Genomic DNA, 26,805 nt, shown 5'->3' with positions numbered 1-26,805 from the left:
ACCCTCCCCCCCCCCCCCCCTCCCCCCCCCCTCCTCCCCCCCCCCCCCCCCCCCCCCCCCCCCCCCCCACCGCCCCCCCCCCCGGGGCCGTCCGCGTCAGTTCCCGGTGACCGCGGCGGACATCGCGTGCAGGCGCAGGGCCAGCTGGATCTCCAGGGCCCGGGAGGGCGACTGCCAGTCGGGGCCGAGGAGCCGGCCGACCCGCTCCAGGCGCTGGGCCACCGTGTTGACGTGCACGTGGAGTTCGTCCTTGGTGCGGGCGGGGCTCATGCCGCTCGCGAAGTACGCCTCCAGGGTGCGCACCAGGTCGGTGCCGCGGCGCAGGTCGTAGGCGACGACCTGGCCGACGGTCCGGTCGACGAAGCCGTCGATGTCCCGGCTGTCGGCGAGCAGGAGCCCCAGGAAACCGAGGTCCTCGGCGGCCGCGCCCTGGCCCGAGCGGTGCAGCAGGAGGAGCGCGTCCAGGCAGCGGCGGGCCTCCTCGTAGGCGGCGGACACCTGGTCCGGCCGCTCGAAGAGGGTGTGGACGGGGGCGGAGGCGCCGACCGTGACGGGCTCGCGCAGGGTGCCGCCGAGGTTCCTCGCGGTCTGCCGGGCGAGGTCGGCGGCGCTCTCGCCGGGGCCGAGCGGCAGCAGCAGGACCGTACCGCCGTCGCGGGCCGAGGCGAGCCCGTGGCGGGTGGCGGCCAGGTGGGAGGCGGCCGACCACAGGCGCTGGCGGTCCGCGCTCTCGCGCCGCCCGCCGTCCGGGTCGGCCTCTCCGTCGGCCCGGTCGATGCGCGCGGCGAGCACGACGTGCGGGGCCTCGCCGTCGGTACGGAGCCGGGCGGCGCGTTCGCGCAGGAGGCGGCGGTCCCGGTCGGGGGCGTCGAGGAGGTCGTCGAGGAGTTCGCCGCGCACCCGCTGTTCGGCCTCGCCGGCCGAGCGGCGGGCGAGCAGCAGCAGGGAGGTCACGAGGGCGGCGCGCTCCAGGGTCCGCTGGTCGACCGGGTCGAGTGCGGGCTGCCCGTGGAGGACGAGGGCGCCCAGGGTCTCGCCTCCGGCGGAGACGGCGGCGATCCAGTCGTCGCCGTCGCGGACGGCGTGGCCGTCGGCGCCGCGGCCGGGTCCCGCGTGGGTCTCGGTGAACTCCACGGTGCCGCCGAGGACCTCGGAGAGGGCGTCGGCCACGTCGTGGACGCCGCCGCCGTGCAGCACCAGTTCGGAGAGGCGGTCGTGGACCTCGGAGGCCCGTTCGATGACGGCGCTGTGCTCGCGGATGATGCCGTTGGCCCGCTCAAGCTCGGCGAGGGCGGTGCGGGTCTCGGAGAGGAGGTTGGCCGTGTCGATGGCGACGGCGGCGTGCGCGGCGAGCGAGCCGAGCAGCGCGACCTGTTCGCGCTCGAAGACCCTGGCCCTGCGGTCGGCGGCGAACAGGACGCCGATGACCTGGCTGCCGAGGCTGAGCGGGACGCCGAGGATGGCGACGAGGCCCTCGTCGCGTACGGCCGCGTCGATGGTGCGGGTGTGCTGGAAGCGCGGGTCCTGGAAGTAGTCGTCGGTGACGTACGGGCGGGCCGTCTGGGCGACGAGGCCGCCGAGGCCCTCGCCCATGCCGAGCCTGACCTGCTGGAAGCGGGCGGAGACGGAGCCTTCCGTGACGCGCATGTAGGTGTCGCCTGCGGCCGGGTCGTTGAGGCTGAGGTAGGCGACCTCGGTGCCGAGGAGCGAGCGGGCGCGCTGCACGATCGCGCGCAGCACGGCGTCGAGGTCGCGGAGTCCCGCGAGGTCGTGGGCGGTGGCGAAGAGGGCGGACAGTTCCGCCTCGCGGCGCCGCCGGCCCTCCAGCTCGGCCCGGACGCGCAGGGCGAGCTGTTTGGCCTCTTCGAGTTCGGCCAGCGCCTCGGGGCCGGCGCCGCTCGCGCGGGCGAGCAGCACCGGCCGGTCGTAGGCCTCCGTCGCGGCTCCCCGGGCGAGGAGTTCCAGGTAGGAGACGTGTTCATGGGACATGGACACAGGGATACCTGCCGTACCTGTGGTCGCACCAGCCCTGTGGACGACCTTGACGTGCCACGTTCAGTGGGCGGTCCAGCCGCCGTCGAGGGTGAGGGAGCCGCCGGTGATGAAGGAGGCCTGCGGGGTGCACAGGTAGAGGACGGCCTCGGCGACCTCGTCGGGTTCGACGAGCCGCTTGAGCGCGGAGTCCCTGAGCAGGACCTCGGAGAGGACCCGTTCCGGCGGGATGCCGTGGGCGGCGGCCTGGTCGGCGATCTGCCGTTCGACGAGCGGGGTGCGGACGTAGCCGGGGTTCACGCAGTTGGAGGTGACGCCGTGCGGGGCGCCTTCGAGAGCGGCGGTCTTGGAGAGACCCTCCAGGCCGTGTTTGGCGGCCACATAGGCGGACTTGAAGGCGGAGGCGCGCAGCCCGTGGACGGACGAGATGTTGACGACCCGGCCCCAGCCCTGGCCGTACATGTGGGGCAGGGCGCCCCTGATGAGCCGGAACGGCGCTTCGAGCATCACGGTGAGCACGGTGTGGAAGACGTCCGGCGGGAACTCCTCGATGGGCCGGACGAGCTGCAGTCCCGCGTTGTTGACGAGGATGTCGGTGCCGGCGGCGGAGGCCTCGGCGGCGTCCAGGTCGGTGAGGTCGAGCAGCCGGGGTTCGAGCTCGCCCGGGAGCGCGGCGGCCTCTTCGGCCAGTGTCTCCAGGCCTTCGGCGGCCCGGTCGAGCGCTCTCACCCGGGCGCCGGCGGCGGCGAGCCTCAGGGCGCAGGCGCGCCCGATGCCGCTTGCCGCGCCGGTGACGAGCGCGGTGCGGCCGGTGAGGTCGAGGGCGAGTCCGGCCACGCGGGGCAGGGGCTCGGCGGGGTCGGAACCGAGGGCGGTGGTGGGGGCGCTCATGCTCCGCACCCTATGAAGGGGCCCCTCCCCCACCGATGTGCGTCGAGCCCATAGTTCAGCCGGTGGCTGTAGTGCGGAACCATGTGGGTTCATCGGCCAGTGCCTTCTCGATCCGCAGGTACGAGAAGCGCTTCATCTCCGGCAGCTCGTCCACCGCGAACCAGCCCACTTCGGTGGACTCGTCGTCGTTCACCCGCGCCTCGCCGCCCACGGCCCGGCAGCGGAAGGACACGTCCATGAACTGGCAGACGTCGCCGTTCGGGTAGACGACCGGCTTGCGGAGCGTCTCCACGAGCAGGACCCGCTCCACCTCGCAGCGCACGGCCGTCTCCTCGTACACCTCGCGCACCGCGCAGTCCGCGGGCTGCTCCCCCGGGTCGACGATGCCCCCGATCACCGCCCAGACACCGTTGTCGGACCGCCGGCCGAGCAGCACCCGGCCCCGGTCGTCGAAGACGACGGCGCTCACCCCGGGCAGGAAGAGGAGCTGGTGGCCGGCGGTCTCGCGCAGGGCACGGATGAAGTCAGGGGTAGCCATGGACCGACCCTAGATCATCTTCGTTTCCTGCCCGTCGCCGCTATCGGGTACGCCGGGCCCGTACCGCGCGGATCGCCGACCAGCCGAGACCGGCGGCGGCCAGGGCGGCGAGCAGCGCCTCGGGCAGGGTGCCCATGCGGGTCGCGGGGGTGAGCGAGGAGCGCAGCGGCACCTTCTCGACCAGGACGTCCGGGGTGAACATCTTCGTCTGCGCGACGATCTCGCCGTCGGGGCGGATGACCGCGCTGACGCCGCTGGTGACCGGCACGACCACCGACCGGCTGTGCTCGACCGCCCGCACCCGGGACATCGCGAGCTGCTGGTAGGTCATCTCGCTGCGCCCGAAGGTGGCGTTGTTGCTGGGCACGGTGATGAGCTGCGCGCCGTGGGTGACGGTGTCGCGGACCGCCCAGTCGAAGGCCGCCTCGTAGCAGGTGGCGAGGCCGACCTTGGTGCCGGCGAGGTCGAAGACGCCGACCTTGGTGCCGGCGCCGAAGTCGCGGCTCACCCGGTCGACGTTGCTGTTGAAGATCCGGACGAACGAGCGCATCGGGATGTACTCGCCGAAGGGCTGCACGTGCCGCTTGTCGTAGGTGGCGACGGGGCCGCGCTTCGGGTCCCACTCGATGAGGGTGTTGCGGAGCTTGCCGGTCTCGGGGGTGACGACGGCGCCGATCACGGTGGGCACGCCGATCGCCCGTACCGCGCCGTCGATGACGTCGGCCGCGTCGGCGTTCGCGTACGGGTCGATGTCGGAGGAGTTCTCCGGCCACAGCACGAAGTCGGGCTGGGGCTCGCGGCCCTCCTTCACGGCCTCGGCGAGTTCCCGGGTGCGGGCCACGTGGTTGTCGAGGACGGCGCGGCGCTGCGCGTTGAAGTCGAGGCCGAGCCGGGGCACGTTCCCCTGGACCGCGGCGACCGTGGCGGTGCCGTCCTCGGCGGAGTCGTCCACGAGCGGCAGCGCGGCGAGGGCGCCGGTGACCGGCAGGAGCACGGAGAGCGCGGCGGCGGCCAGCGGGCCGCGCGGGACCGCGCCGGTGGCCCGGTAGGCACGGACCTGCCGGTACGCCTCGTACAGGCCGAAGCCGCAGAGGGCGACGGCGAAGCCGAGCACCGGTGTGCCGCCGACGGCGGCGAGCGGCAGGAAGACGCCGTCGGCCTGACCGAAGGCGATCTTGCCCCAGGGGAAGCCGCCGAACGGCACGCGCGCGCGTGCCCCCTCCGCGAGGATCCACACCCCGGCGGCGAAGAACGGCCACCAGGGAAGCCGTGAGACGGCCGCGATGCCGAGTCCGGCGGCGGCCACGAACAGCGCCTCGACGGCGGCGAGCGCCAGCCACGGCCCCGGGCCGACCTCCTCGCCGGTCCAGACGAGGAGCGGCAGCAGGAAGCCAAGACCCGCGAGGTAGCCGAGGCCGAAGCCGGCGCGCAGGCGCCGGCCCCGCAGCGCCCAGCCGAGCAGGGCGAACGCGGGCAGCGCCAGCCACCACAGGGGGCGCGGCGGGAAGCTCAGGTACAGCAGCAGCCCGGACAGCAGAGCCGCCCCGGGCCGCGCGAACCGCAGCAGCCGGGAACCCGGCGTGGGTGCGGTGTCCGCTCCGGACGCGTCGACGGGGGTGATGGTGGTGCTCACCTTGCGGAGTGTACGGGTCGTGCCTGTCGACCGGGCAGCTGGTGCGACCTGCGGCGGAGCCCCGGGGCCCGGCTTGCGCCGTTCAGGCGCCAGTGGGCGCGGGCGGGTTCGGCGGGGCCGGGTGGCGGAGGTGGTCGCGGATGACCCGGACCGCGGATTCGGCGTCGTCGACGGTGACGGTGAAGGTGCGTCCGTCGCCGAGGCGCAGGACCAGGCCCTCACCGCGGCGGACGACGACCGCCGTGCCCTTCTCGGGCCGCCAGCGGTAGCCCCAGCCGCCCCACTGGCGCGGGGTGACGCTCGGGGCGAAGTCGGCGCCGACGATGTGCGAGAGGGGGATGCGCCGGCGCGGCACGCCGATGTGGCCGCAGCGGACCTCCATGGCCCGGTCGTCGACCTTCACGGCCACATGGACGAAGGCGAGGGTGCCGAAGAGCACGAGGAGACCGGCCGCGACACAGCCGATGACCGCCATGAGGAGGGCGAGGATGCCCGAGGTCCAGGCCGACTCGACGGCGAGGGTGATGCCGAGGGCCATGCAGGCGGCGCCGGCCGCGGCCGCGATCCACTGGAGGCGGTTGGTGGCGCGGCCCGTCCAGACGGCGGGCGTCCGCTCGTCGTCCTTCCGGTACCGGTGGTGCTCCCTCATACCTGGAGGGTACCCAGCATCCCTCGGTCCAGCGCGCCGGAGCGAAGCCGTCCGGGCACACTCAGTGAGCGGCGGCGATCTCCGCGAGGCGGCGGCCTTCGGCGTAGCCGAGGGCGGTGGCGGGGAGCTGCCCGGGGCGTCCGCTGAGCAGCACGGAGAGCGTGCCGGTGGGGTCCGCGTCGGGCGCGGGCTCGGCGCCGATGCGGCGCAGCGCCTGCGCGGCGACGGCGTCGGCGGAGCCGTGGAACACGATCGGCGGCAGTCCGTCCCGGCCCCGGGCCTCCAGGGCCGCGAGGACGCGCTCCTCGACGAGTTCGTAGTGGGTGCAGCCGAGGACGACGGCGCGGACGTCGGCCGGGGTGAGCGCGGCCGCGGCGGCGACCGCCCGGTCGACGGCGTCCTGGTCGGCGTGCTCCACGGCGTCGGCGAGACCGGGGCAGGGGACCTCGGTGACGTCCGCGCCGTCGGCGAAGTCACGGATGAGCCCGCGCTGGTAGGCGCTGCCGGTGGTGGCCGGGGTGGCCCAGATGGCGACCTTGCCGCCGCCGGCCGCCGCGGGCTTGATCGCCGGGACGGTTCCGATGACCGGGATGTCCGGTTCGAGGGCGGCGCGGAGCGCGGGCAGGGCGTGGACGGTGGCGGTGTTGCAGGCCACGATCAGGGCCTGCGGCCGGTGCTCCGCGGCGGCGAGGGCGACGGCCAGCGCGCGCTCCGTGAGGTCCTCGGGGGTGCGCGGGCCCCACGGCATGCCGTCGGGGTCGTTGGAGAGGAGCAGATCCGCGTCGGGCCGGAGCCTGCGTACCGCGGCCGCCGCCGGGAGGAGGCCGATTCCGGAGTCCATGAGCGCGATCTTCACCCGGTCACCCTAGCCGATGAGCCTCGCAGACCCCTCGATCTGGGGCAGACTGCCCCGAATGACCATGCTCGCCTGGTTCGCGACCGTCTCCCTCGCCGTCTGGCTCTGGCTCCTGCTCGGCCAGGGCTTCTTCTGGCGGACGGATCAGCGGCTTCCGTCGGGGGACCGGCGGTTCGCCTCGCCGGGCGAGCGGTCACCGTCGCCGTCGGACCGGCGGCCCCCGGAGTACTGGCCGCGGGTGACGATCGTGGTTCCGGCGCGGGACGAGGCGGCGGTGCTGCCGCTGAGCCTGCCGTCGTTGCTCGCGCAGGACTATCCGGGCCCGGCGGAGGTGGTGCTCGTCGACGACGGGAGCACGGACGGCACGGGGGGTCTCGCGGGCGAGCTGGCCGAGCGGCACGGCGGGCTCCCGCTGACGGTGGTGTCGCCGGGTGAGCCGGAGCCGGGCTGGACGGGGAAGCTGTGGGCGCTACGGCACGGGATGGCGCTGGCGCGGGCGGCCGAGCCGGCGCCGGAGTTCCTGCTCCTGACGGACGCGGACATCTCCCACGAGCCGGACAGCCTGCGGCTGCTCGTGGCGGCGGCGGTGGGGCACGATCTGGACCTGGTGTCGCAGATGGCCCGGCTCCAGGTGGTGAGCGTCTGGGAGCGGCTGGTCGTGCCCGCCTTCGTCTACTTCTTCGCCCAGTTGTATCCCTTCCGCTGGATCAACCGCGCCCGGCCCCTCGCGACGGCGGCCGCGGGCGGCTGCGTCCTGCTCCGGACGGAGACGGCGGTGGCGGCGGCCGTGCCGGACTCGATCCGCCAGGCGGTGATCGACGACGTGTCGCTGGCCCGCGCGGTGCGGCGCTCGGGCGGCCGGATCTGGCTGGGCCTGGCGGACCACGTGGACAGCGTCCGCCCCTACCCGGGGCTCGGCGAGCTGTGGCGGATGGTGTCGCGGAGCGCGTACGCGCAGCTGCGGAACAACCCGCTGCTCCTCGCGGGGACGGTGGCGGGCCTGGTCGTGGTCTATCTGGTGCCGCCGGTGGCCCTCGTGGCGGGGGTCGCGGCCGGTGACGCGGCGGCGGCGTGGATGGGGGGTGCGGCCTGGGCGGTCATGGCGGGGACGTACCTGCCGATGCTCCGCTACTACCGGCAGCCGGCCTGGGCGGCCCCGCTCCTCCCCTTCACCGCTCTCCTCTATCTGCTGATGACGGTGGACTCCGCGGTGCGGCACTACCAGGGCCGGGGTGCGGCCTGGAAGGGCCGTACGTACACCGTGAACTACGTGTCGCGGCGCGGGGAGTGACCGCCGCCCGCGGGTGTACGGCGGGGCGCGCAAAGCGGATTGCCACTTTTCCGGGCGCGCATTCACCCGGTTCTAAAGGAGGTTTTCCGTTACCTCCGGAAGAAAGTCGGTGGGGCGAATGCCGGGCCGGGTGTCGCCCTTTGTAGCCCGCCCGTCACTTCTCGTTGACCGGGTGACCCCGCCGAAACCCCGGTGTTAACACGTTCTTTAACGGGGTTTTGGCAGGTCAGGAGGACAAAACCAACGTAAATCGGATGACCGCAAGAAGGGGGCTCCCCAACCGGCACATCGTGGGCTTAACTTATGTGCCATGACCTCCCCCCGCTCCACCTATGGAGGCGGTTACTACACCGCGCCGTCCTTCCCGGACACCCCCATCTACGACTCCCTGGTCGCGGAGCGGGGCACTCCTCAGATCGCCCCGATCCGAGTGCCCGCCGCCTACGAGTCCGGCAGCAGCTTCTCCGGAAGCGGTTCGTACCTGCCGGCGCTCCCCTCGGCACTTCCCGCCCTCCCGGCGGCACCCAGCCCGCACCCCGCCCCCTCGTACGGCGGCGGTTACGGCTACCCGCAGCCCGCGCAGCAGATGGCCCCCGTGCCGCTGCAGCACGCGCCGACCCCGTACATCCCGCAGCAGCCCGTCACCCCGCGCGGCTACGCGGGCGGCTCGTACCCCCAGCAGGCCCGGCCGGCGCCCGCCGGTTACGAGGCGATGCGTCCGGCGGCTCCCCGGCCCATGCCGGTCCCGTCCCCCGCGCCCTACGACGACCCGTACAACCGTCCCTACCAGGGCGGGGGTTACTGACCGGCCGCCTGAACCGGTCGACGTCGAGGCCGGAGCGGCTGGCAGGATGGCGGTATGTCTACTCCTGTTCTCCGCTCCGTCCACGTCCACCCGGTGAAGGCCATGCGCGCGCTCACGACCGCGGCGGCCGAGGTGCAGCCCTGGGGGCTCGCCGGTGACCGCCGCTGGGTCGTGGTCGACGCCGGGGGCAAGATCATCACCCAGCGCCGTCATCCCCGGATAGCGCTGGCCACCGCCGAGCTGCTGCCGGGCGGCGCGGTGCTCCTCTCCGCGCCCGGCCACTCTCCGCTGACGGTCGAGGTACCGCACCCCTCGTCCCTGGTCACGGTGGAGATCTTCGACAAGTACGTGGAGGCCGTGCCGGCCGGCGCCGCGGCCGCCGCCTGGCTGTCGGCGTACCTCGAGTGCGAGGCCACGCTCGTGCACATGGACGCCCCCGAGCACAGGCGCCCGGTCGACCCCGACTACGCGCTGCCCGGCGAGACGGTGAGCTTCGCCGACGGGTACCCCCTGCTCGTCGCCGCCATGTCCTCGCTCGACGCGCTGAACTCCCTGATCGCGCAGGGGGACCACGCCCACGAGGGGCCGCTGCCGATGAACCGCTTCCGGCCCAACCTGGTGGTCGAGGGCACCGAACCCTGGGCCGAGGACGGCTGGACGCGGCTCGCCGTCGGCGAGGTCACCTTCCGGGTCGCCAGGCCGTGCGGCCGCTGCGTCGTCACCACGACGAACCAGCTCACCGCCGAGCGCGGCAAGGAGCCGCTGCACACCCTCGCCCGGCACCGCAAGCTCGACGGCCGCGTCATCTTCGGCCAGAACCTCGTTCCCGAGCACACCGGCACCGTCCGCGTCGGCGACGAGGTGAAGATCCTCGACTGACGCGACGGGACCGGTCGCGGCCGGGTCGAGGCCGGGACGGGTCCCGGCGGAGGGGCCGGGACCGGTCCGCGCTCTCGACAGGCGGGGAACCCTCCCCCGGGTCACACTCGTTGGAGTAGCGGTGAACAACGAGGGGGTTCCGACGTGCGCGCAGCCACCGGACTCTGGCGCTGGCGGCACAACCCCCTGCGCCGGACCACGGATCTCGTCGAAGCGTGGCTGGCCTGCGCCGCGCTCGCGCTGCTCTGTGTCGTGGTGCCGCTGACCGGCTGGGCCGCGGGCTCGTCGGCGAACGTCTCGCTCCAGCGCGCGGTCCGTGCGCAGCAGGAACAGCGGGTGGCGACCACCGCCCGGGTCGTCCGGCCCGCCGACGGACCGGCCACCGGTCCGCGGACGGCCGACGCGGCCGGCGAGGACCGGCTGCGCCGCTCGGTGGTGGCCGACTGGACCGCCCGGGACGGCTCCGCCCACACGGGCACGGTGACGACGGCCCGGCGGAACTCTGCGCCCGGCGACACCTTCACGCTCTGGACCGACCCGAGCGGGCGCCAGGTGTCGCCGCCCATGCCCGCGGGCACCGCGAGGGCCCACGCGGTGATCGCCGGACTGATGGCCGCGCTCCTCGCCGGCCTCCTGGTGGAGACCGTGCGCCGCCTCGCGATGCGCCGGCTGACGCACCACCGGTACGCCCGCCTCGACCGCGCCTGGGCCTCCGCGGGCCCCGACTGGGGACGTACGGGCACCGGCAGCTGAACGGCCGGGGCCGGCGGGCCCGGACCGAACAGGGCGACCGAACAGGCCGACCGAGCGCGATCGTCCCGGACCGCGGCCGACCGTGACCGACCACCTCGGACCGGCCCCACGACCCGTCAGCCCCGCGCCGCCGCGCGCGCTACGGTGGGGCATCGGATCAGCGGCGAGGCATGAGGCGGGGGCAGGACACACCCATGGCACAGGGCACGGTCCAGGTGACGCACACCGGCACATCGCGGTGGCGGCGCCGCACGGGTGAGTACCCCTCCCTCGCCGCCGCTCTGGAGGCCGCGGGCGACGGCGACGTCCTCACGGTCGCGCCCGGCACGTACCGGGAGAACCTCGTGGTGCGGCGGGCCGTCACGCTGCGCGGCCCCGAGGGCGGGCTCGGTTCGGTGCGGATCGCGCCGCCGGACGGGGTGCCGCTGACGCTGCGGGCCTCCGTCACGGTGCAGGACCTGCACATCGAGGGGCAGGACGTGGCCGCGCCCGCGCTGCTGATCGAGGACGGCACGCCCGAACTGCTCGACCTGCGGATCATGACCCGCTCGGCGTCCGGCATCGAGGTGCGGGGCGCCGCCCGGCCGACGGCCCGCCGCTGCACGATCGACAATCCGGCCGGGGTCGGCATCGCCGTACTCGACGGCGCGGGCGGGGTGTTCGAGGAGTGCGAGGTGGTCTCGGCCGGGCAGGCGGGCGTCTCGGTGCGCGGCGGGGCCCATCCGCGCCTTGAGCGCTGCCGGATCCACCACGCCTCGGGCGCCGGGATCGCCGTCACCGGCGAGGGCAGCGGCCTGGAGGGCGTCGGCTGCGAGGTGTACGAGATCAAGGGCGCGGGCGTGCAGATCGCGGCCCGCGCCGCCGCGCACCTGACCGACTCCTCGGTGCACCGCACGTCGGGGGACGGCATCACACTGGACACGGACGCGGTGCTCACGCTGTCGGACTGCGACATCCACGACGTCCCGGAGAACGCGGTGGACCTGCGGTCCCGTTCGGTCCTCACGCTGACCCGGTCGACCGTCCGCCGCTTCGGCCGCAACGGCCTCTCGGTGTGGGACCCGGGGACCCGGGTGGACGCCAACCGGTGCGAGATCCACGACAGTACGGGCGACTACCCGGCGGTGTGGGTGAGCGACGGGGCGACCGCGGTCCTGGAGGCCTGCCGGGTGCACGACGTCCCGGACGCGCTGTTCGTCCTCGACCGGGGTTCGCGGGTGGACGTCGTCGACAGTGATCTGACGCAGGTGCGCAACACGGCGGTGTCGGTCAGCGACGGGGCGACGGCGCAGCTCGACGACTGCCGCATCCGCGAGGCCTCGACGGGCGCCTGGTTCCGTGACCACGGCAGCGGCGGCACCCTGGCCGGCTGCACGATCGACTCGGTGCAGACGGGCGTCATCGTCACCAAGGGCGCCGACCCGACCATCGACCGCTGCACGGTCACCTCGCCCGCCGAGGCCGGTTTCTACGTGTCGGCCGAGGGGCGCGGCTCCTTCCACGGCTGCCGGGTGACGGGCAGTGGCGGGTACGGCTTCCATGTCACGGACGGCTGCCGGACGCTGCTGCGCAAGTGCCGTACGGAGCGGTGCGCGCGCGGTGGTTACGAGTTCCCGGAGGAGGGCGCGAGCGCCGAGGAGTGCACCAGCGACGAGAGCGCGGTGCGGTCCTCCGTACCGGACGGCGGGGCGGTCCTGACGGCCACGCAGTCGGCGGGGCTGCTCGGGACGGTGCCGGTGCCGCGGGAGCGGCCGCCGGTCGCGGCGGCGCCCGTGGAGCCGGCGCCCGGCGCCCGTTCCTCGCAGGACGTGCTCGGGGAGCTGGACGCGCTGGTGGGGCTGGAGAGCGTGAAGCTGGAGGTGCGGACCCTCACCAACATGATCGAGGTGGGGCGCAGGCGTCAGGAGGCGGGGCTCAAGGCGGCCTCGGTCCGACGCCATCTGGTCTTCACGGGCAACCCGGGCACGGGAAAGACGACGGTGGCCCGGCTCTACGGCGAGATCCTGGCCTCGCTCGGGGTCCTCGAGCGCGGGCACCTGGTGGAGGTCTCCCGGGTGGACCTGGTCGGCGAGCACATCGGCTCGACCGCGATCCGTACCCAGGAGGCCTTCGACCGGGCGCGCGGCGGGGTGCTGTTCGTGGACGAGGCGTACGCGCTGTCGCCGGAGGACTCGGGGCGGGACTTCGGCCGGGAGGCGATCGACACGCTGGTGAAGCTGATGGAGGACCACCGGGACGCCGTGGTGGTCATCGTCGCCGGGTACACGGCGGAGATGGAGCGCTTCCTGACGGTCAACCCCGGTGTGGCGTCGCGTTTCTCACGGACCATCACCTTCGGCGACTACGACGCGGACGAGCTGCTCAGGATCGTGGGCCAGCAGGCGGACGAGCACGAGTACCGGCTGGCGGAGGGTACGGACGAGGCGCTGGTCGCGTACTTCACGAAGCTGCCCAAGGGTCCGGCGTTCGGCAACGGGCGCACGGCGCGGCAGACGTTCGAGTCGATGGTGGAGCGGCACGCCGGCCGGGTCGCCGCGCTCGCCGAGGCGAGCACGGACGACCTGACGCTGCTCTACCCGGACGACCTTCCCGAACTCCCCTGATCCGAGGGCTCGTTCGGCTCGCGCTGGTGGGGCAGGGCGGGTGGAAGGCGGTCGAGGAGGGCCGAGCGGCGTTCGGCGAACGCCGGGTCGGCCTGGTAGTCGGAGTGGCCCAGGATCGGTTCGGGCAGCGGGTGCCTGCGGGTGCGGCCGTAGACGACGGGGTCGAGGAGGACCGGCGCGTCGACGGCGGGGCGGCCGTCCTCGGCGGGCACCCGGACGGGTCCGCCGATGGGGTCGGTGGCGCGGTGGAGGTTGCTCCAGCAGTGGACGGTCCGGTGCAGGCCGCGGAGTGCCTCGGGCCCGAAGTAGGCGGGGAACCACCGTCCGTAGAGCCGCTCCAGGGGGGACCCGTAGGTGAGCAGGGCGACCCGGCCGCGGGTGGCGGGCGGCAGCTGCCAGACGGCGGCAGCGGCGAGGACGCTGCCCTGCGAGTGGCCGGAGATCACAAGTCGGCCGCCGGTGCTCCTGGTCCAGGAGCTCATCCGCCAGGTGAGGTCGGGCACGGCCCGTTCGGCGTAGCAGGGCGGTGCGAACGGGTGGGCCGCGCGGGGCCAGAAGGTGCCGACGTCCCAGAGGATGCCGATCGTGCGGCGGGCGGAGGCGTCCCGGTAGGCGCGCCGGCCCCAGGTGACGAAGAGCAGGAATCCGAAGCCGATCATCCACGAGCCGAGCGCCTGGGTCGCGGAGGCCAGCGAGGCGATCGCGGGGTGGGCCCCGTCGAAGGCCCTGCCGGGTACGTTCCCGCTGGCCCAGGCCCCGGCGACGGAGGCGGCGCCGAGGAGCAGCGTGGCGCCCGAGACGACCCCGACGAGCACGGGCGCGGAGTCGGTGAGCCCGGCCCTGGCCCGCCCGGACGCGATCTGTCCGGTACGGACCGGGTCGCGTTCCCCGGCGGCCTCGTAGTCCTCCTCGACCGCCTGCCTGAGCCGTCGGGCGGTGAGCGCGGTCCGCACGGCGAGCAGCGCGGCGGGCACGAGCAGCAGCAGGAGCAGGACGGGGATGACGGACGCCTGCCAGCTGAGGAGCACGGGAGGACCGATGCGCGGCCCGGAGCCCATGCCGGGTGTAGCGGGCCCGTCGAGCCAGTCGGCGACCCGCTGGGCCACTCCCCCGGACATCACTCCGGCGAGGGCGCAGGCGAGCATGGCGACGGCGGGGCCGCCGAGCCCGCGCAGGGCGGTACGGGGGTCGCGGCGGGGCCGCTGGAGGAGGAGCGCGACGGCGCCGAGGGCGACGACGAGGCCGCCCTGGGCGAGGGTGAGCGCGCCGAAGGCGGCGTCGCCGGGCAGGGTGCCGGCGGAGGTCCAGCCGGGCCGGGACCAGGCGGCGTGCAGGGCGGTGAGCGCGAGCAGGGCGAGCGAGACGCCGGGCAGCCAGGAGACGAGGGCGCGCTCGACGCGCAGGTCGAGGCGGCTCTCGCTGCGGCCCCGGCGGCAGACGACCCAGACGACGAGGACGGCGAGGGCCGCGACCGCGGCCTGGAGGGCCCAGCCGAGGACCGCCCGCGCACCCGTGCCGGCGTCGTGGCGGGCGGTGGCCCGGGCGAGGGCGGCGGCGACGGTGAGGAAGCCGGCGGCGGTGTGCGCGGCCCTGAGGCGGGCGACGAGTCTTCGGCCGTACCAGAAGCCGGGGCGGCCGAGGGCGGGCCGCAGCTCGGCCGGCACCGGGTCCTGCGGTGCGTCGCCGGAGTCCGTGCCCTCTCCGCTGTCGGCGGTCTCGGTGTCCGCCCGGGGCTCCGGTACCGGGGCGTCGTAGCCGGTGGGCGGGCGCTGGGCCTCGTAGGCGCTCCAGGTCCGGTTGGAGAGGTACCAGAGCAGGCCGACCAGGACGACCGGCACGAGGGCCGCGACCACGAGGCGGCGGCCCGGCTGGGACCACCAGCCGCCGCGCCCCGCGGACAGGAAGCCGAGCCAGGAGTACGCGTCCGCGCAGGCGGCGGTCCCGGCGCACTGCCAGGCCGTCAGGTCGAGCGCGACCTCGCAGGCGGCGGCGGTGAGGAGCACGGTGAGGGTGAGGGCGACGAGCCGGACGAGGACGCCGTACAGCCGGACGAGCGCCGGCCGGTTCCGGGCGGGCGGGCGCATCCAGTGGGCCAGGTTGGCGACCATGAAGGGCAGGAGCAGCAGCCACAGGGCGCGGGCGCCGTCGCCGGAGGTCAGATTGGACCAGCAGTACGCCTCGGGGACCGGGCGGGCCGCGTACCGCTCGGGATGGTCCTCGGCGTCGAGGTCCTCGCCGCGCCGGTACATGGCGGCGGTCCGGTCGCCGGTGATGCGGACGGTCCTGGGGTCGTCGAGCATGGACTCGGGGGTGGCTCCGCCGACTCCGTGGACGAGGAGTTCGAGCGCCGCGCCCCCGCGCTCCGGGGCGGGTGTGGCAGGGGACACTGAAGCGACTTCCTCTCGGAGTGGGAAGATGCGACGTCGGCTACAGGATCGCGGACGGCCGTGCTACCGCGCACCGTTCCTCACCGAATCCGACACCCATCCCCTTAGTCTTCTGCGGAAGGACCGGCCCCGGCGGTGACTGACAACCAGAACCTCCTCGCGGAGCAGCGGCGCGCCCTGATCCTCGACGAGGTCCGGCGGCGCGGCGGTGTCCGGGTCAACGAACTGACCCGGCGGCTGAACGTCTCGGACATGACGATCCGTCGCGACCTGGACGCGCTGGCCCGGCAGGGCATGGTGGCGAAGGTGCACGGCGGTGCCGTCCCGGTGGTCGAGGCCAGCACCCACGAGCCGGGCTTCGCCGCCAAGTCGGTGCTCGAACCGAGCGCCAAGGACGAGATCGCGCGCGCGGCGGCGGCCCTGGTGGCGCCCGGCACGGCGATCGCACTGTCCGGCGGCACGACGACCTTCGCCCTGGCCCGGCACCTCCTCGACGTCCCGGACCTGACCGTCGTGACGAACTCGGTGCGAGTCGCGGACGTGTTCCACGAGGCGCAGGCGGCGGGCGCCGGGGGCGAGTCGCGGCGCGGGGCGGCGACGGTGGTCCTCACCGGCGGTGTGCGTACGCCTTCGGACGCGCTGGTGGGGCCGGTGGCGGACCGGGCGATCCGCTCGCTCCACTTCGACCTGCTGTTCCTCGGGGTGCACGGGGTGTCGGTGGAGGCCGGTCTGTCGACGCCGAACCTCGCCGAGGCGGAGACGAACCGCTGTCTGATGCGTTCGGCGCGCCAGGTGGTGCTGGTCGCCGACCACACCAAGTGGGGGACGGTCGGCCTGAGTTCGTTCGGCGATCTGAGCGAGGTCGACACCTGGGTGACGGACCGCGGGCTCTCCGAGGGGGTGCGCGCCGAGGTGGCGGAGCACCTGCCGGGGGTTGTCGTGGCGGGCGAGGAGCAGGAGTGAGCCCGTACCGGTCGCGTGGGGTCGGTGGGCGGCCATGAGCCTGTTCCGGATCGAGCGGACCGTGGGCCTCGCACCGGAGGAGGTGTGGCGGCGTCTCACGGACTGGCCGGCGCACGGGCGCCAGGTGCCGCTGACCCGGACGAGGGTGCTGACGCCGGGGCCGAACGGGCGGGGGACCCGGTTCACCGCCCGGACGGGCGTCGGCCGGTTCTCCTTCGACGACCCGATGGAGGTCGTGGTGTGGGAGCCGCCGGGGCCGGGCGGGACCGGCACGTGCCGCCTGGCGAAGTCCGGCCGGTTCGTGCTCGGTTGGGCGCTGATCGAGGTGGCGGCGGCGCCCGGTGACGGCTGCGATGTGGTGTGGACCGAGGAGCTGGCGCTGCGCGGTGTGCCGCGGGTCTTCGATCCGGTACTCCGTCTGGCGGGGCGGTTCCTGTTCGGGCGCGCGCTCGACGGACTGCTGCGCGGGGCGTGAGGCGGGGGGCGTAAGGCGGGGCATGAGGCACGCGCGACCCAGCGGGGCGTGAGGCCGGGCGTGTGGCTCGGGCCGCCCAGTGGGGCGTGAGGCCGGGCGTGCGGCGCGCGCCGCCCAGCGGGTCTCGGGCCTGGGAGGTGAGACACGGCGCACAGGGGCGGCCCCTGGGCCGTTGACGGCGTGTCAGCTAGGGTGCTCTTTCCGCTCACACCCTCCGGAGGGTCCATGGCACGCCGACTGAGCCCGGTGGAGCTCGACTTCACCGCGTCCGCGCCCGTCCGCCTCGTGTTCACGGCGACGCTCGCCGCACCTCCCCCGGCCGTCTACCGGTCGGTGGCCCTGGAGGTCGGGAGCCTGCCGTCCTGGTTCACCGCCGTGACCTCCGCCGTGCCGACGGCCGACGGCGCGCGGCGGTCCGTGCGGCTGCGGGGCGGGATCGCCTTCGAGGAGACGATCCTGGCCTCCGAGCCCGACGTCCGCTACGCCTACCGGGTCGACGAGACGAACGCCCCCGGCGTGACGGCCATGGCGGAGGAGTGGACCATCTCCCCCGCCGGGAAGGGCACCCGGCTGCGCTGGATCATGGCCGCCGACGGCCCGGCCCCGCTGCGCCTGGCGCTGCGGGTCGCCGGACCCGGGGTGGGCCTGTCCTTCCGGGACGCGGCCCGCCGGCTCGACCGGCGGCTCACTCCGGCCAGACTCCCGTCGCCAGGAAGCTCTCGATAGCGGCGCTGTACGGGGTGATGTCGAGGCCCTGGGCGGCCAGCCAGTCGTCGGAGTAGTACTTGTCGAGGTAGCGCTCGCCGCCGTCGCAGATCAGCGTGACGACGCTGCCGGTACGTTCCCGCGCCACCATCTCGGCCACGATCTTGAGGGCGCTCCACAGGCCGGTGCCGGTGGAGCCGCCCGCCTTGCGGCCGATGGCGGCCTCCAGGGCGCGGACGGCGGCGACGCTGGCCGCGTCGGGCACCTTCATCATGCGGTCGATGGCGCCGGGCACGAAGCTCGGCTCCATGCGGGGGCGGCCGATGCCCTCGATGCGGGAGCCGCAGTCGGCGGTGGCGTCCGGGTCGTCGTGCGTCCAGCCGTCGAAGAAACAGGAGTTCTCGGGGTCGGCGACGCAGATCCGGGTGTCGTGCTGCATGTAGTGGACGTAGCGGGCGATGGTCGCCGAGGTGCCGCCGGTACCGGCGGTGGCCACGATCCAGGCCGGCTCCGGGTAGCGCTCCAGGCGCAGCTGCTGGTACATCGACTCGGCGATGTTGTTGTTGCCGCGCCAGTCGGTGGCCCGCTCCGCGTAGGTGAACTGGTCCATGTAGTGGCCGCCGGTGCGCTCGGCGAGGGCGGCGGCCTCCTCGTACATGGTCCGCGAGTCGTCGACGAAGTGGCACTGGCCGCCGTGGAACTCGATGAGCCGGCACTTCTCGGGGCTGGTGGTGCGGGGCATGACGGCGATGAAGGGGACGCCGACGAGCTTCGCGAAGTACGCCTCGGAGACGGCGGTCGAGCCGCTGGACGCCTCGATGACGGGGGCGCCGGGCCGGATCCAGCCGTTGCACAGGCCGTAGAGGAAGAGGGAGCGGGCGAGCCGGTGCTTGAGGCTGCCGGTGGGGTGGGTGGACTCGTCCTTGAGGTAGAGGTCAATGCCCCACTTCTCGGGGAGCGGGAAGCGCAGCAGATGGGTGTCGGCGGAACGGTTGGCGTCGGCCTGCACCTTGCGCACGGCCTCCTTGAGCCAGCTCCGGTACGCCGGGTCCGTACGGTCGACGTCGAGGGTCGCCGCCGCGGCGGTGACGGTGCTGCCCGCGCTGTTCTCCATGGTGCTCATCCGTGTCTCTCCTCGGTCACGTCCAGGGGGTGTCCCCGCTGCCGACGATACCGCTCCCACCTGGGCAAACGTTCACTTTGGGGATCCATAGGGATGTCTTGCGGGAGGGGCACTGGTGCGGTCGCGGGAGGCCCGGCACACTGGTAGCGGCAACCGGGTGAAAGGGGCGGATCGACATGTCGGAACCGGAGTTCACGGCGCGGGGGGTACGGATCGCGCGCTGGCCCCGCTCGCTGACCCGCGCGGGCGAGGTGCGCATCGAGGACGGGCGGCTCGCCCTGCTCACGAGTTACGGCAGCGAGATCGACAGCGCCCCGGTGAGCGCGGTCCGGGCGGGACGGCCCTGGTTCGCGAAGTCCGACGAGGCCGTGGCGACGGTGAACGGCAACCGGTACCGGCTGACCCTGCACGGGGACGGCGGGGGTGACTCCGGCGGGGACTCGGCCGAGTCGGGGCGTTTCCTCGCGGCGCTGAAGCGGGCGGCCGGACGGCGCTGACGGGCCGGATCACCAGCCCGACCGGTGTCCTGACCTGGCACGGGTCGCCGCGAGTTGCGGGGTGCTCACCGCTGGTTCACGCTGGAACCATCTCACCATGAGTCATCGGCGGTGACGTTGTGTTCCGGTCACCGCCCTGCTGTACCGCATGAGAAATCGGGATCTTCGTCTTCTTCCGGACTACTTCGGGGAGTCGCAGCCGTGATCAGCGAGCCGAGCAGGTATTACGCGGTGGAGCTTCAGGCCCTGCCGTCGCGGATCGGTCAGGTCCGCAGGATCGTCTCCGCCCATCTGCGCCACTGGCATCTCGACGCCTTGGTGGACCATGCCGTGCTCGGGGTGACCGAGCTCCTGAGCAATGTCCACCGGCACGCGCAGCCGGACAAGCGGTGCACCGTCGAGGTCGAGCTGCTGCTCGACCGCCTCACCGTCTCCGTACGGGATCACGACCCCCGCATACCGGAGGCCGCCGGCCCGGACCCGCTCGACGGGTTCGACGGCCCCGATGACCTCGACGCGTACGAGCGGCTCGCGACCTCCGGCCGTGGCCTCGCCATCGTCGGTGCCGTCAGCGAGAGTTGGGGTGTCCGCCCCTGCGGGGCCGAGGGGAAGGTCGTGTGGTTCACCCTCACGGCGCCGCCGTCCCCGGTCCCGGCCGAGGAGTGCGCCCGCGCCGTGTACGGCGCGACGACCGACGGCCCCCTCGCCTCCTACGGCCGCTTCCCGGTCGGGGCGCCGCTCAGCACACCGATCGACCCGGCCCTGACGCCGCTCACCGCCCGCTCGGTCCTGGTGGGCTGAGCGGGCGGGGCGGGCAGGTCAGCGCACCGGGCGGTAGGTCGCGATGATCACTCCGCTGCTGGTCGGCCGGGCGCTGACGAGCTCCAGCTTCTTGAGGGCGGAGTCGTCGGCGAACAGCTTCTTGCGGCCCTCGCCGGCCACCACCGGGTGGATCAGCAGGACCAGTTCGTCGAGCAGGTCCCGCTCCAGGAGCGAGCGCACCAGGGTCGGGCTGCCCGCGACGGTGATGTCCTTGCCCTCGCCCGCCTTGAGCTTCTCGACGGCGGCCGTCAGGTCACCGTCGACCAGGGTGCTGTTGGCCCAGTCGTCCACGCTGTCCAGGGTGGAGGAGAAGACGTACTTCGGCGACTCGTTGATCCACCGGGCGAAGCCGGCGTCCTCCCCGCTGGTGACCGTCGGCCAGTAGCCTGCCCACTCGGTGAACGTCACCCGGCCCAGCAGGATCGTGTCGGCCGTCTCCAGCGTCTTCTCCAGCGCGGCGCCCATCTCCTCGTCGAAGTCGAACTGCCACTCGTTCGGCGACTGGGCGACGCCGTCGAGCGAGACGAACAGACCGGATACGACCTTGCGCATGATTCCTCCGTGGCGGGTGCGGGGCTTGTCGCTACGTCAGGAACACTATGCGGGCGTCGGGGGCGAGGGCTTGTACAGAAGCGACAGCGCGCCCGTCCGTGCCGGATCGCCGAGCTGGGTGGCGGTCCGGCCGATGTAGCGGGTCAGGGACCGCGCCAGGTGCGGCTGGTCGAAGTAGCCGAGCCGGTGCACCACGTCCTGGGCCGGTACGCCCTCCCGGATGAGGACCGCCGCCTCGCGGGCCCGGCGGATCTGCCGGACGGCGCCCTGGGTGAGGCCCGTCGCCGCGACGAAGCGCCGCTGGAGGGTGCGTGCGGAGACCTCGGGGGCGGCGCCGCCGAGCACGGCGGGCACGATCGGGTCGCGCTCGACGATGCCCTCGCGCACCATGCGCCGTACGAACGCCTCGGCGTTGTCGTAGTCGGGCACGTGCCAGGCGGAGCCCTTGAGCCAGAAGGACCGCCGGGTCACGTCCGGGATCTCCGCGCTGCCGCCCACGAGCCGGTCGACCGGCACGTGCGGCATGGAGGTGCCCAGGGCGAAGGTGATGCCGAAGAACGTGGCGTCCTCCGGGACGGGCGCCTGGCTCGCCCGGGGCTCCGGGCCGAGGACCGCCGCCTGCGTCCGCCCCTCGTGCTGCCAGAAGACCAGCTCCGCGTGCGAGGTCGCGACGGACGTCATCCGCCCCACGTCGTCGCTGCGGCTGCGCCAGACCCGCTCGATGTACGGCAGCTCCGACGGCCGGCTCTCGATCTCAAGCCCCAACCGGATCATCCCCCTGTTCGCCGAGACCCGCGGGCCAGTGTGGCACGGGCGCACCGGAGTTCCGGGGCCGTCGAGGACGCCCGGGAATCCCGGTCATGTCCGGCGTCCCCCGCGGGTCACTTCCGGCGCCTCTCGTGGTCCACCGCGCGGCCGAACTGCTCCTCCAGGACGGTCAGTCGGCGCCAGTACTCGTCCTCGTCGATCTCTCCGGCGGCGAACCGGTGGCCGAGCAGGGCGATCGGCGATCGCTCGTCGGGCCCGCCGTCGTGTCCGTGCCGGAGGCGACGCCACGGGCCCAGGCCCGCGCGGCGGGCGACGGTGACGAGGCCGATGACGACGGCGGCCCAGACGAGGGGGACGAAGAGGACCCACGGGCCGGGCCCCGCGTAGGCGAGCGTGTTCATGACGGTTCAGCTCCTCGGTGTGCTGCGGTGTTGTCCGTGATTCGAGCCTCCCTCCGTACCGGGGTGCGGGTCGTCGTACGGGCAGCGGCTTCGCGCGTACGACGACGGGAGTACGGCCGGCGCGGCGCGTGCGCGCGGGGTGGCCAGCACCGGGCGCGGCCACCTCCTTCCCTCTGTACCTACTGGTATGTACAGTGCGGGCATGATCATGAGCACCCCCGAGCGGCTGATCGAGGCGACCCGCGAGCTGCTGTGGGAGCGCGGCTACGTGGGCACCAGCCCCAAGGCCGTCCAGCAGGCGGCGGGCGCGGGCCAGGGAAGCATGTACCACCACTTCGCGGGCAAGCCCGATCTGGCCCTCGCGGCGATCCGGCGCACCGCCGAGGAGATGGGCGCGACGGCCGAGGCGCTCCTCGGCGGCGAGGGCTCGGCGTACGACCGGATCGAGGCCTATCTGCTCCACGAGCGGGACGTTCTGCGCGGCTGCCCGATGGGGCGCCTGACGATGGACCCGGAGGTGATCGCCGACCCGGAGCTGCGCGCCCCTGTCGACGCGGTCCTCGGCCGGCTCCGTGACAGGCTCGCCGAGGTGGTCCAGGAAGGCCTGGACGGCGGTGAGTTCAGTACGTCCCTGCATCCGGACGAGATCGCGGCGACCGTCGCGGCCACCCTCCAGGGCGGTTACGTCCTGGCCCGCGCCACGGGCTCCCGGGCGCCCTTCGACAGCGCGATCCGCGGCCTCCTCGCGCTCCTCGCCCCGCGCGCGGCCTCGTCCTGACCCTCGCCCTCCACCCCCAGAGAACCCGAACCCCGTACGCCGAGAGATGCGGAGTCCGTGCCGTGCACGCGATGCAGTACGAGATCACCCTGCCCGCCGACTACGACATGAAGGTCATCCACGAGCGGGTGGCGACCCGGGGTCACCTCCTCGACGCCTTCCCCGGCCTCGGGCTCAAGGCGTACCTGGTCCGGGAGCGCGAGGCCGGGTCACCCGTGAACCAGTACGCGCCCTTCTACCTGTGGTCGACCCCCGAGGGCATGAACTCCTTCCTCTGGGGCCCCGGCTTCCAGGGCATCGTGAACGACTTCGGCCGGCCCGTCGTCCAGCACTGGACCGGCCTGTCGTACGAGGAGGGGCCCGCGTCCACGGCGGCGCCCGGTGCCGCGACGCGGCACCGCGTGCCGCTCGGGGAGGCGGCACCACCCGGCGAGGCGGTGGCCGACGCGGTCGCCCGGCACGCGCGGGAGGCCCGGCGGGACGGGGTGGTGGCCTCGGCGCTCGCGATCGATCCGCGCCACTGGGAGCTGCTGTCCTTCACCCTGTGGGCGGACGCGGAAGCGCCCGCCGACGAGGGCGAGCGCTTCCGGGTCCTGCGTCTCTCCGCTCCGGGCCGCACGGGACTGGGAACCGGGCGGCACTGGTGAGGCGTTGTCCTCGCGGGCGGGTCAGGCGACGGCGACGAGCGTCAGGTAGGTGATGCCGAGGAGGCCCCGGTAGCCGTTCACCCAGGTCGAACGCTGCCGGTCGACGCGCTCGCGGGTCTCGGCGGCGAGCGGGTGGTCGGGGTGGGCGGCCAGCCAGACCTCGGTGTCGTAGCGGTAGCCGGACTCGAACTCCTCCCACTCCTCCGCGCTCGCCGTCTCGATCCAGGCGGGACGGAAGCCCGCCTCGATCGCAAGGTCGACGAGCGCGCCGAGGGAGAAGTGGTCGTCGGCCGCGGCGCCGGGCCACATGGCCGCGAGCTCGGCCTCGGTGGGGGTGCGCTCCCAGAAGCCCTCGCCGAGGACGACGCGACCGCCCGGCCGCACGAGCCGGCGCAGTTCGCGCAGCACGACGGCGGGGTCGTACGGCTGCTCGGGGTCGACGAGCGCCTGGCTCGACCCGAGGCAGAGGACCGCGTCGACCGGGCCGCGGTCGGTGCCGAGCGCCGACTCCTCGACGAAGGCCACCCGTTCGGCGATTCCGCGCTCCTCGGCCAGGGCACGCCCGCGGGCGAGGTCCTCGGCGTTGATGTCGAGGCCGACGCCCTTGGAGCCCGGAGCGGCTTCGAGGACGCGCAGCAGCAACTCGCCCCAGCCGCAGCCGATGTCGAGCACGTCGGCGGGTCCGGCGGCGGCGAGCCGCTCGATCATGCGGGTGGCGCGGGCCTCGGAGAGCGGCCCGTGGAAGGTGAGGCTGCCGAGGCGCGGAGGGAGGTCGGAATCCTTGGTGATCATGAAGTCGAACGGTACGCGGTCCCTCCGTCCCCGCCCACCCCTTTTCCGTCTCTCCGCATGGCGGCGGTGGCCGCGCCCCGCTGCCCGCCCGGGGTTCCCCGCCTAGCCTGGAGAGGTGTACACCTCACGTGTGTCCCGCCACATCGCCGCCCCGCCGTCGGCCGTCTACCGTGCGCTGCTCGACCCCGACGCGGTCGCGCGCTGGCGGGTGCCGTACGGGATGACCTGCGAGGTGCACTCCTTCGAGGTCCGCGAGGGGGGCACCTTCCGGGTCTCGCTGCACTACGACTCGGAGGACGGCGCAGGGAAGTCGGGGGCGCGCACGGACACGTACCACGGCCGCTTCGTGGAGCTGGTGCCGGACGAACGGGTCGTCGAGATCATCGAGTTCGAGTCGCCCGACCCCCGGCTGCACGGTGCGATGACGCTCACGACGACGCTGATCCCGGACGGCGGCGGCACCGAGGTCCGGCTCGTCCACGAGGGCGTCCCCGACGCCGTTCCGGAGGCCGACAACGAGACCGGCACGCGGATGGCCCTGGACCGACTGGCCGCGCTGGCCGAGGACCGCCCCGATCCGGGAGCGTGACAGGCGCGGCCCCGGAACCGTACGGCCGTGCCTCAGCGGCCTTCCTTGGCGATCGCCTCGCGCACCGCGGGGACGATCTCCCGGCCCCAGACGGCGAGCGCGTCGATGTCCTGGGCGCCGTGGCCCTCGGCGAAGAGGACGAAGCCCGAGGCGTCGTGCTCCAGGACCGCGCCGGTGAGCTCCTCGACCCACTGGTCCACCGAGCCGCCGATCCAGCGCCCGCCCTCGCCGCGGGTGGCGGCCAGGGGGCGTTCGGTGATGCGCCCGGGGAAGTTGTAGACCGTACGGATCTCCCGCGGGTCGCGGCCGACGGCGGCGGCCGCCTCGTCGATGACCGGCCGCGAGGTCCGGTACCGCTCGCTCAGCCAGTCGGCGGCGTGGCCGGGCAGCCAGCCGTCGGCCACGCGGCCGGTGGCGGCCAGGGACTTGCGGCCGTTGGAGCCGGTCCAGACCGGGGGCGCGGCGACGGGCGCGGGCTCGATGCGGTCGACCTGGTAGTGGCGGCCCCGGTGGGTGACGGGTTCGCCGCCGCCGGAGAGTTTCTTGATCAGAACGATGGCCTCCTCGAAGGCCTCCACGGCCTCGCCGGGGGACAGCTTCGGCACGCCCATGTCGGCGATCCGGTCCCAGAGGCCGCCGGCGCCCATGCCGAGGACGACGCGACCGCCGGTGAGCGCGGAGAGCGTGGTCACCGTGCGCGCCAGCATCGGGGCGGGGCGGGTGGGGAGGTTGGTGACGTTGGCGAAGCCCGAGATCCGCCGCGTACCGCCGAGGAGGAAGCCGAGGGTGGCGTACGCGTCCAGGCGTCCGCCCAGGTAGGGATGGTCCGACAGCGAGAAGAGGTCGAGCCCGTCCTCGTCCGCCTGCCGGACCCTGCGCACCAGCTCGGGACCGTCGTCGATCCCGCTGTGCGCGCCGAAGCCGAAGAGCACCTGTCGTCCGGTCATTGTCTCGCCCTTCCCCGTGAGGCAGCCGGAGTCCGCCGAAGTCGCGGAACAGCATGCGAAGTTCGCACCACGAACATTATTAGTTCGTGGTGCGAACCGCAAGCGGTGCGGGGAGCGCCGGCCGGTGCGGTGGTGCCGCCGCCCGGCCGGGCGCGGTCAGGCCGGCTCGCGCCCCAGGGCGGCCAGCGGGTCGTCCAGGACCGGCTGCCAGGCCAGCTCCGCGGCCCCGACCAGGCTGTTGTGGTCGAGGGTGCAGGGCAGGATCGGCACACCGCCGCTGCGGCCCCAGAGGCTGCGGTCGGCGACGACCGCGCGCAGGCGCTCCGGGTCGGCGTCGAGCAGCTCGCGGTGGAGGCCGCCGAGGATGATCCGGTCCGGGTTCAGGATGTTCACGAGACCGGCGAGACCGAGCCCCAGGCGGTCGATCAGCTCGCCCACGGCGACCCGGACCCCCGGGTCGTCCCGGCTCGTCCGCAGCAGGTCACGGGCCTGCTGGAGCAGCGAGACCTCGGGGCCGGGGGCCCGTCCGGCGACGGTGAGGAAGGCGAGCGGGTCGGTCTCGACGTCCAGGCAGCCCCGGCTGCCGCAGTGGCAGGGCCGCCCCTCCGGGTTGACCGTCACATGGCCGACCTCAAGGGCCAGGCCCGAGCTGCCCGTGTGCAGACGGCCGTCCAGGACGAGCGCGCCACCGACGCCCCGGTGCCCGGTGGCCACGCACAGCAGGTCACGCGCGCCGCGCCCGGCGCCGTGGCGGTGCTCGGCGAGGGCGGCGAGGTTCACGTCGTTGCCGGTGAAGGCGGGGCCTTCGATGCCGGCGGCGCGCACCCGCTCGGCGAAGATCTCCCGCACGGGCGCCCCGGCGGGCCAGGCGAGGTGGAGCGGGTTCAGCGCGGTGCCCTCGGGCTCGGCCACCGCCGAGGGGGCGGCGAGGCCGGCGCCGACGCAGCGGCGGCCGCTCTCCCGGAGCAGGGCGGCCCCCGCGTCGACCACCGCGCCGAGGACCTGCGCGGGGTCGGCGGAGACCGTGACGCAGCCGGGCGCGGTCGCGACGATCGTGCCGCCGAGGCCGACGAGCGCGGCCCGGAAGCCGTCCGCGTGGACCTGGGCGGCGAGGGCGACGGGCCCCTTCTCGTCGACGGCGAGCCGGTGCGAAGGACGGCCCTGGGAGCCCGCCGCGGCCCCGGGGTTGGAGTCGACGCGGATGAGGCCGAGGGCCTCAAGCTCCGCGGCGACGGCGCCCGCGGTGGCCCGGGTGACGCCGAGTTCGGCGGTGAGGACGGCCCGCGTCGGAGCCCTGCCGGTATGCACCAGCTCCAGCGCGGGGCCGAGCGCGTTGCGCCCCCTGTCCAGCCGTGTCCGCGTCGTCGTCGCCTTGCCGTTCATGGGGGCGAGTCTCCCATGATCGGAGCGCCGATCGGCCCCGGACCCCGAGGGAGGCGGGCCGTACGCGGTCCGGCGCGGTTGATTCC

General features: G+C 74.2%; 27 protein-coding genes. 13 read left to right on the top strand and 14 right to left on the bottom strand.

Going from position 1 to position 26,805, the window contains the following annotated elements:
- Positions 1–96: 96 nt before the first annotated feature.
- From ACZ7G1_RS01230 to ACZ7G1_RS01205, 6 genes are all read right to left on the bottom strand, one after another.
- Positions 97–1,989 (bottom strand): helix-turn-helix domain-containing protein, encoded by a 1,893-nt coding sequence (locus tag ACZ7G1_RS01230; RefSeq protein WP_470882010.1) that lies wholly within the window; start codon positions 1,987–1,989, stop codon positions 97–99.
- A 66-nt stretch (positions 1,990–2,055) separates the two neighbouring features.
- Complete coding sequence (locus ACZ7G1_RS01225; RefSeq protein WP_470882009.1) at positions 2,056–2,883, bottom strand: 3-hydroxybutyrate dehydrogenase; 828 nt, start codon at positions 2,881–2,883, stop codon at positions 2,056–2,058.
- A gap of 55 nt (positions 2,884–2,938) precedes the next feature.
- Positions 2,939–3,421, bottom strand: a complete 483-nt coding sequence (locus ACZ7G1_RS01220) for an NUDIX hydrolase (RefSeq protein WP_470882008.1) — start codon at positions 3,419–3,421, stop codon at positions 2,939–2,941.
- 40 nt (positions 3,422–3,461) lie between these two features.
- On the bottom strand, positions 3,462–5,054 hold the full coding sequence (gene lnt, locus ACZ7G1_RS01215) for an apolipoprotein N-acyltransferase (protein ID WP_470882007.1): 1,593 nt from the start codon (positions 5,052–5,054) through the stop codon (positions 3,462–3,464).
- Between the two features lie 82 nt (positions 5,055–5,136).
- Entirely contained in the window at positions 5,137–5,703 is a 567-nt protein-coding gene (locus ACZ7G1_RS01210; RefSeq protein ID WP_470882006.1) for a hypothetical protein, read from the bottom strand.
- Positions 5,704–5,764: 61 nt separating this feature from the next.
- Entirely contained in the window at positions 5,765–6,559 is a 795-nt protein-coding gene (locus ACZ7G1_RS01205; protein ID WP_470882005.1) for a glutamate racemase, read from the bottom strand.
- A 58-nt stretch (positions 6,560–6,617) separates the two neighbouring features.
- Here ACZ7G1_RS01205 and ACZ7G1_RS01200 point away from each other — a divergent pair, with 58 nt between their 5' ends.
- From ACZ7G1_RS01200 to ACZ7G1_RS01180, 5 genes are all read left to right on the top strand, one after another.
- Positions 6,618–7,850: a glycosyltransferase gene (locus tag ACZ7G1_RS01200; RefSeq protein WP_470882004.1), complete on the top strand. Its 1,233-nt coding sequence runs from the start codon at positions 6,618–6,620 to the stop codon at positions 7,848–7,850.
- Between the two features lie 310 nt (positions 7,851–8,160).
- Positions 8,161–8,655: a DUF6643 family protein gene (locus tag ACZ7G1_RS01195; protein WP_470882003.1), complete on the top strand. Its 495-nt coding sequence runs from the start codon at positions 8,161–8,163 to the stop codon at positions 8,653–8,655.
- 54 nt (positions 8,656–8,709) lie between these two features.
- The gene (locus ACZ7G1_RS01190) at positions 8,710–9,534 is read left to right on the top strand and encodes an MOSC domain-containing protein (RefSeq protein WP_470882002.1); all 825 of its coding nucleotides are present in this window, start codon (positions 8,710–8,712) and stop codon (positions 9,532–9,534) included.
- Positions 9,535–9,678: 144 nt separating this feature from the next.
- A complete protein-coding gene (locus tag ACZ7G1_RS01185; protein WP_470882001.1) occupies positions 9,679–10,287 on the top strand; it encodes an Rv1733c family protein in 609 nt (202 codons plus the stop codon).
- 194 nt (positions 10,288–10,481) lie between these two features.
- Complete coding sequence (locus tag ACZ7G1_RS01180; protein ID WP_470882000.1) at positions 10,482–12,890, top strand: right-handed parallel beta-helix repeat-containing protein; 2,409 nt, start codon at positions 10,482–10,484, stop codon at positions 12,888–12,890.
- Here the strand turns inward: ACZ7G1_RS01180 and ACZ7G1_RS01175 are convergent.
- Complete coding sequence (locus tag ACZ7G1_RS01175; RefSeq protein ID WP_470881999.1) at positions 12,860–15,277, bottom strand: hypothetical protein; 2,418 nt, start codon at positions 15,275–15,277, stop codon at positions 12,860–12,862. The two genes, ACZ7G1_RS01180 and ACZ7G1_RS01175, sit on opposite strands and share 31 nt — an antisense overlap.
- Before the next feature lie 135 nt (positions 15,278–15,412).
- On the opposite strand from ACZ7G1_RS01175, the gene ACZ7G1_RS01170 reads away from it, so the two are divergent.
- The 3 genes from ACZ7G1_RS01170 to ACZ7G1_RS01160 all read left to right on the top strand — a co-directional run bounded on the left by ACZ7G1_RS01170 (position 15,413) and on the right by ACZ7G1_RS01160 (position 17,441).
- Positions 15,413–16,240: a DeoR/GlpR family DNA-binding transcription regulator gene (locus tag ACZ7G1_RS01170; RefSeq protein ID WP_470881998.1), complete on the top strand. Its 828-nt coding sequence runs from the start codon at positions 15,413–15,415 to the stop codon at positions 16,238–16,240.
- A 34-nt stretch (positions 16,241–16,274) separates the two neighbouring features.
- Positions 16,275–16,715, top strand: coding sequence for an SRPBCC family protein (locus ACZ7G1_RS01165; RefSeq protein WP_470881997.1), 441 nt, complete (start codon positions 16,275–16,277; stop codon positions 16,713–16,715).
- A 225-nt stretch (positions 16,716–16,940) separates the two neighbouring features.
- A complete protein-coding gene (locus ACZ7G1_RS01160) occupies positions 16,941–17,441 on the top strand; it encodes an SRPBCC family protein (RefSeq protein WP_470881996.1) in 501 nt (166 codons plus the stop codon).
- Here the strand turns inward: ACZ7G1_RS01160 and cds1 are convergent.
- Positions 17,401–18,543 carry an L-cysteine desulfhydrase Cds1 gene (gene cds1, locus ACZ7G1_RS01155; RefSeq protein WP_470881995.1) on the bottom strand — a complete coding sequence of 381 codons (1,143 nt, stop codon included), beginning with the start codon at positions 18,541–18,543 and terminating at the stop codon, positions 17,401–17,403. The genes ACZ7G1_RS01160 and cds1 overlap by 41 nt on opposite strands.
- A 176-nt stretch (positions 18,544–18,719) precedes the next feature.
- On the opposite strand from cds1, the gene ACZ7G1_RS01150 reads away from it, so the two are divergent.
- Positions 18,720–19,040, top strand: a complete 321-nt coding sequence (locus ACZ7G1_RS01150; RefSeq protein ID WP_470881993.1) for a hypothetical protein — start codon at positions 18,720–18,722, stop codon at positions 19,038–19,040.
- A gap of 201 nt (positions 19,041–19,241) precedes the next feature.
- Positions 19,242–19,841, top strand: coding sequence for an ATP-binding protein (locus ACZ7G1_RS01145; RefSeq protein WP_470881992.1), 600 nt, complete (start codon positions 19,242–19,244; stop codon positions 19,839–19,841).
- An 18-nt stretch (positions 19,842–19,859) separates the two neighbouring features.
- Here ACZ7G1_RS01145 and ACZ7G1_RS01140 read toward each other — a convergent pair whose 3' ends face one another.
- The 3 genes from ACZ7G1_RS01140 to ACZ7G1_RS01130 form a co-directional block, all read right to left on the bottom strand.
- Complete coding sequence (locus ACZ7G1_RS01140; protein ID WP_470881991.1) at positions 19,860–20,414, bottom strand: dihydrofolate reductase family protein; 555 nt, start codon at positions 20,412–20,414, stop codon at positions 19,860–19,862.
- 45 nt (positions 20,415–20,459) lie between these two features.
- Positions 20,460–21,188: a helix-turn-helix domain-containing protein gene (locus ACZ7G1_RS01135; protein WP_470881990.1), complete on the bottom strand. Its 729-nt coding sequence runs from the start codon at positions 21,186–21,188 to the stop codon at positions 20,460–20,462.
- Positions 21,189–21,295: 107 nt separating this feature from the next.
- The gene (locus tag ACZ7G1_RS01130; protein ID WP_470881989.1) at positions 21,296–21,583 is read right to left on the bottom strand and encodes an SHOCT domain-containing protein; all 288 of its coding nucleotides are present in this window, start codon (positions 21,581–21,583) and stop codon (positions 21,296–21,298) included.
- Positions 21,584–21,791: 208 nt separating this feature from the next.
- Between ACZ7G1_RS01130 and ACZ7G1_RS01125 the strand changes: the two genes are divergently transcribed.
- On the top strand, positions 21,792–22,361 hold the full coding sequence (locus tag ACZ7G1_RS01125) for a TetR/AcrR family transcriptional regulator (protein WP_470882016.1): 570 nt from the start codon (positions 21,792–21,794) through the stop codon (positions 22,359–22,361).
- A 62-nt stretch (positions 22,362–22,423) separates the two neighbouring features.
- The gene (locus ACZ7G1_RS01120) at positions 22,424–23,008 is read left to right on the top strand and encodes a DUF4865 family protein (RefSeq protein ID WP_470881987.1); all 585 of its coding nucleotides are present in this window, start codon (positions 22,424–22,426) and stop codon (positions 23,006–23,008) included.
- 21 nt (positions 23,009–23,029) lie between these two features.
- Here the strand turns inward: ACZ7G1_RS01120 and ACZ7G1_RS01115 are convergent, their stop codons facing one another.
- Positions 23,030–23,800, bottom strand: coding sequence for a class I SAM-dependent methyltransferase (locus ACZ7G1_RS01115; RefSeq protein WP_470881986.1), 771 nt, complete (start codon positions 23,798–23,800; stop codon positions 23,030–23,032).
- Between the two features lie 115 nt (positions 23,801–23,915).
- Here ACZ7G1_RS01115 and ACZ7G1_RS01110 point away from each other — a divergent pair, with 115 nt between their 5' ends.
- Complete coding sequence (locus tag ACZ7G1_RS01110) at positions 23,916–24,389, top strand: SRPBCC family protein (RefSeq protein ID WP_470881984.1); 474 nt, start codon at positions 23,916–23,918, stop codon at positions 24,387–24,389.
- Positions 24,390–24,421: 32 nt separating this feature from the next.
- Here ACZ7G1_RS01110 and ACZ7G1_RS01105 read toward each other — a convergent pair whose 3' ends face one another.
- Positions 24,422–25,336 carry an LLM class flavin-dependent oxidoreductase gene (locus ACZ7G1_RS01105; RefSeq protein ID WP_470881982.1) on the bottom strand — a complete coding sequence of 305 codons (915 nt, stop codon included), beginning with the start codon at positions 25,334–25,336 and terminating at the stop codon, positions 24,422–24,424.
- Between the two features lie 156 nt (positions 25,337–25,492).
- Complete coding sequence (locus ACZ7G1_RS01100) at positions 25,493–26,719, bottom strand: ROK family protein (protein WP_470881980.1); 1,227 nt, start codon at positions 26,717–26,719, stop codon at positions 25,493–25,495.
- Positions 26,720–26,805 lie beyond the last annotated feature (86 nt).

The sequence above is a fragment of the Streptomyces sp. NPDC037273 genome (genome assembly GCF_055603625.1).
This window is presented reverse-complemented; position numbering and strand designations above follow the sequence as displayed.

What these genes read in the sequence shown, in the direction of transcription:
- ACZ7G1_RS01100 (WP_470881980.1), bottom strand. Translation starts at nt 26,719, where the DNA reads ATGAACGGCAAGGCGACGACGACGCGGACACGGCTGGACAGGGGGCGC.
- ACZ7G1_RS01130 (WP_470881989.1), bottom strand. Translation starts at nt 21,583, where the DNA reads ATGAACACGCTCGCCTACGCGGGGCCCGGCCCGTGGGTCCTCTTCGTC.
- ACZ7G1_RS01200 (WP_470882004.1), top strand. Translation starts at nt 6,618, where the DNA reads ATGACCATGCTCGCCTGGTTCGCGACCGTCTCCCTCGCCGTCTGGCTC.
- ACZ7G1_RS01135 (WP_470881990.1), bottom strand. Translation starts at nt 21,188, where the DNA reads ATGATCCGGTTGGGGCTTGAGATCGAGAGCCGGCCGTCGGAGCTGCCG.
- ACZ7G1_RS01150 (WP_470881993.1), top strand. Translation starts at nt 18,720, where the DNA reads ATGTCGGAACCGGAGTTCACGGCGCGGGGGGTACGGATCGCGCGCTGG.
- ACZ7G1_RS01195 (WP_470882003.1), top strand. Translation starts at nt 8,161, where the DNA reads ATGACCTCCCCCCGCTCCACCTATGGAGGCGGTTACTACACCGCGCCG.
- ACZ7G1_RS01165 (WP_470881997.1), top strand. Translation starts at nt 16,275, where the DNA reads ATGAGCCTGTTCCGGATCGAGCGGACCGTGGGCCTCGCACCGGAGGAG.
- cds1 (WP_470881995.1), bottom strand. Translation starts at nt 18,543, where the DNA reads ATGAGCACCATGGAGAACAGCGCGGGCAGCACCGTCACCGCCGCGGCG.
- ACZ7G1_RS01140 (WP_470881991.1), bottom strand. Translation starts at nt 20,414, where the DNA reads ATGCGCAAGGTCGTATCCGGTCTGTTCGTCTCGCTCGACGGCGTCGCC.
- ACZ7G1_RS01160 (WP_470881996.1), top strand. Translation starts at nt 16,941, where the DNA reads ATGGCACGCCGACTGAGCCCGGTGGAGCTCGACTTCACCGCGTCCGCG.
- ACZ7G1_RS01105 (WP_470881982.1), bottom strand. Translation starts at nt 25,336, where the DNA reads ATGACCGGACGACAGGTGCTCTTCGGCTTCGGCGCGCACAGCGGGATC.
- ACZ7G1_RS01180 (WP_470882000.1), top strand. Translation starts at nt 10,482, where the DNA reads ATGGCACAGGGCACGGTCCAGGTGACGCACACCGGCACATCGCGGTGG.
- ACZ7G1_RS01225 (WP_470882009.1), bottom strand. Translation starts at nt 2,883, where the DNA reads ATGAGCGCCCCCACCACCGCCCTCGGTTCCGACCCCGCCGAGCCCCTG.
- ACZ7G1_RS01230 (WP_470882010.1), bottom strand. Translation starts at nt 1,989, where the DNA reads ATGTCCCATGAACACGTCTCCTACCTGGAACTCCTCGCCCGGGGAGCC.
- ACZ7G1_RS01210 (WP_470882006.1), bottom strand. Translation starts at nt 5,703, where the DNA reads ATGAGGGAGCACCACCGGTACCGGAAGGACGACGAGCGGACGCCCGCC.
- ACZ7G1_RS01220 (WP_470882008.1), bottom strand. Translation starts at nt 3,421, where the DNA reads ATGGCTACCCCTGACTTCATCCGTGCCCTGCGCGAGACCGCCGGCCAC.
- ACZ7G1_RS01190 (WP_470882002.1), top strand. Translation starts at nt 8,710, where the DNA reads ATGTCTACTCCTGTTCTCCGCTCCGTCCACGTCCACCCGGTGAAGGCC.
- ACZ7G1_RS01125 (WP_470882016.1), top strand. Translation starts at nt 21,792, where the DNA reads ATGAGCACCCCCGAGCGGCTGATCGAGGCGACCCGCGAGCTGCTGTGG.
- ACZ7G1_RS01115 (WP_470881986.1), bottom strand. Translation starts at nt 23,800, where the DNA reads ATGATCACCAAGGATTCCGACCTCCCTCCGCGCCTCGGCAGCCTCACC.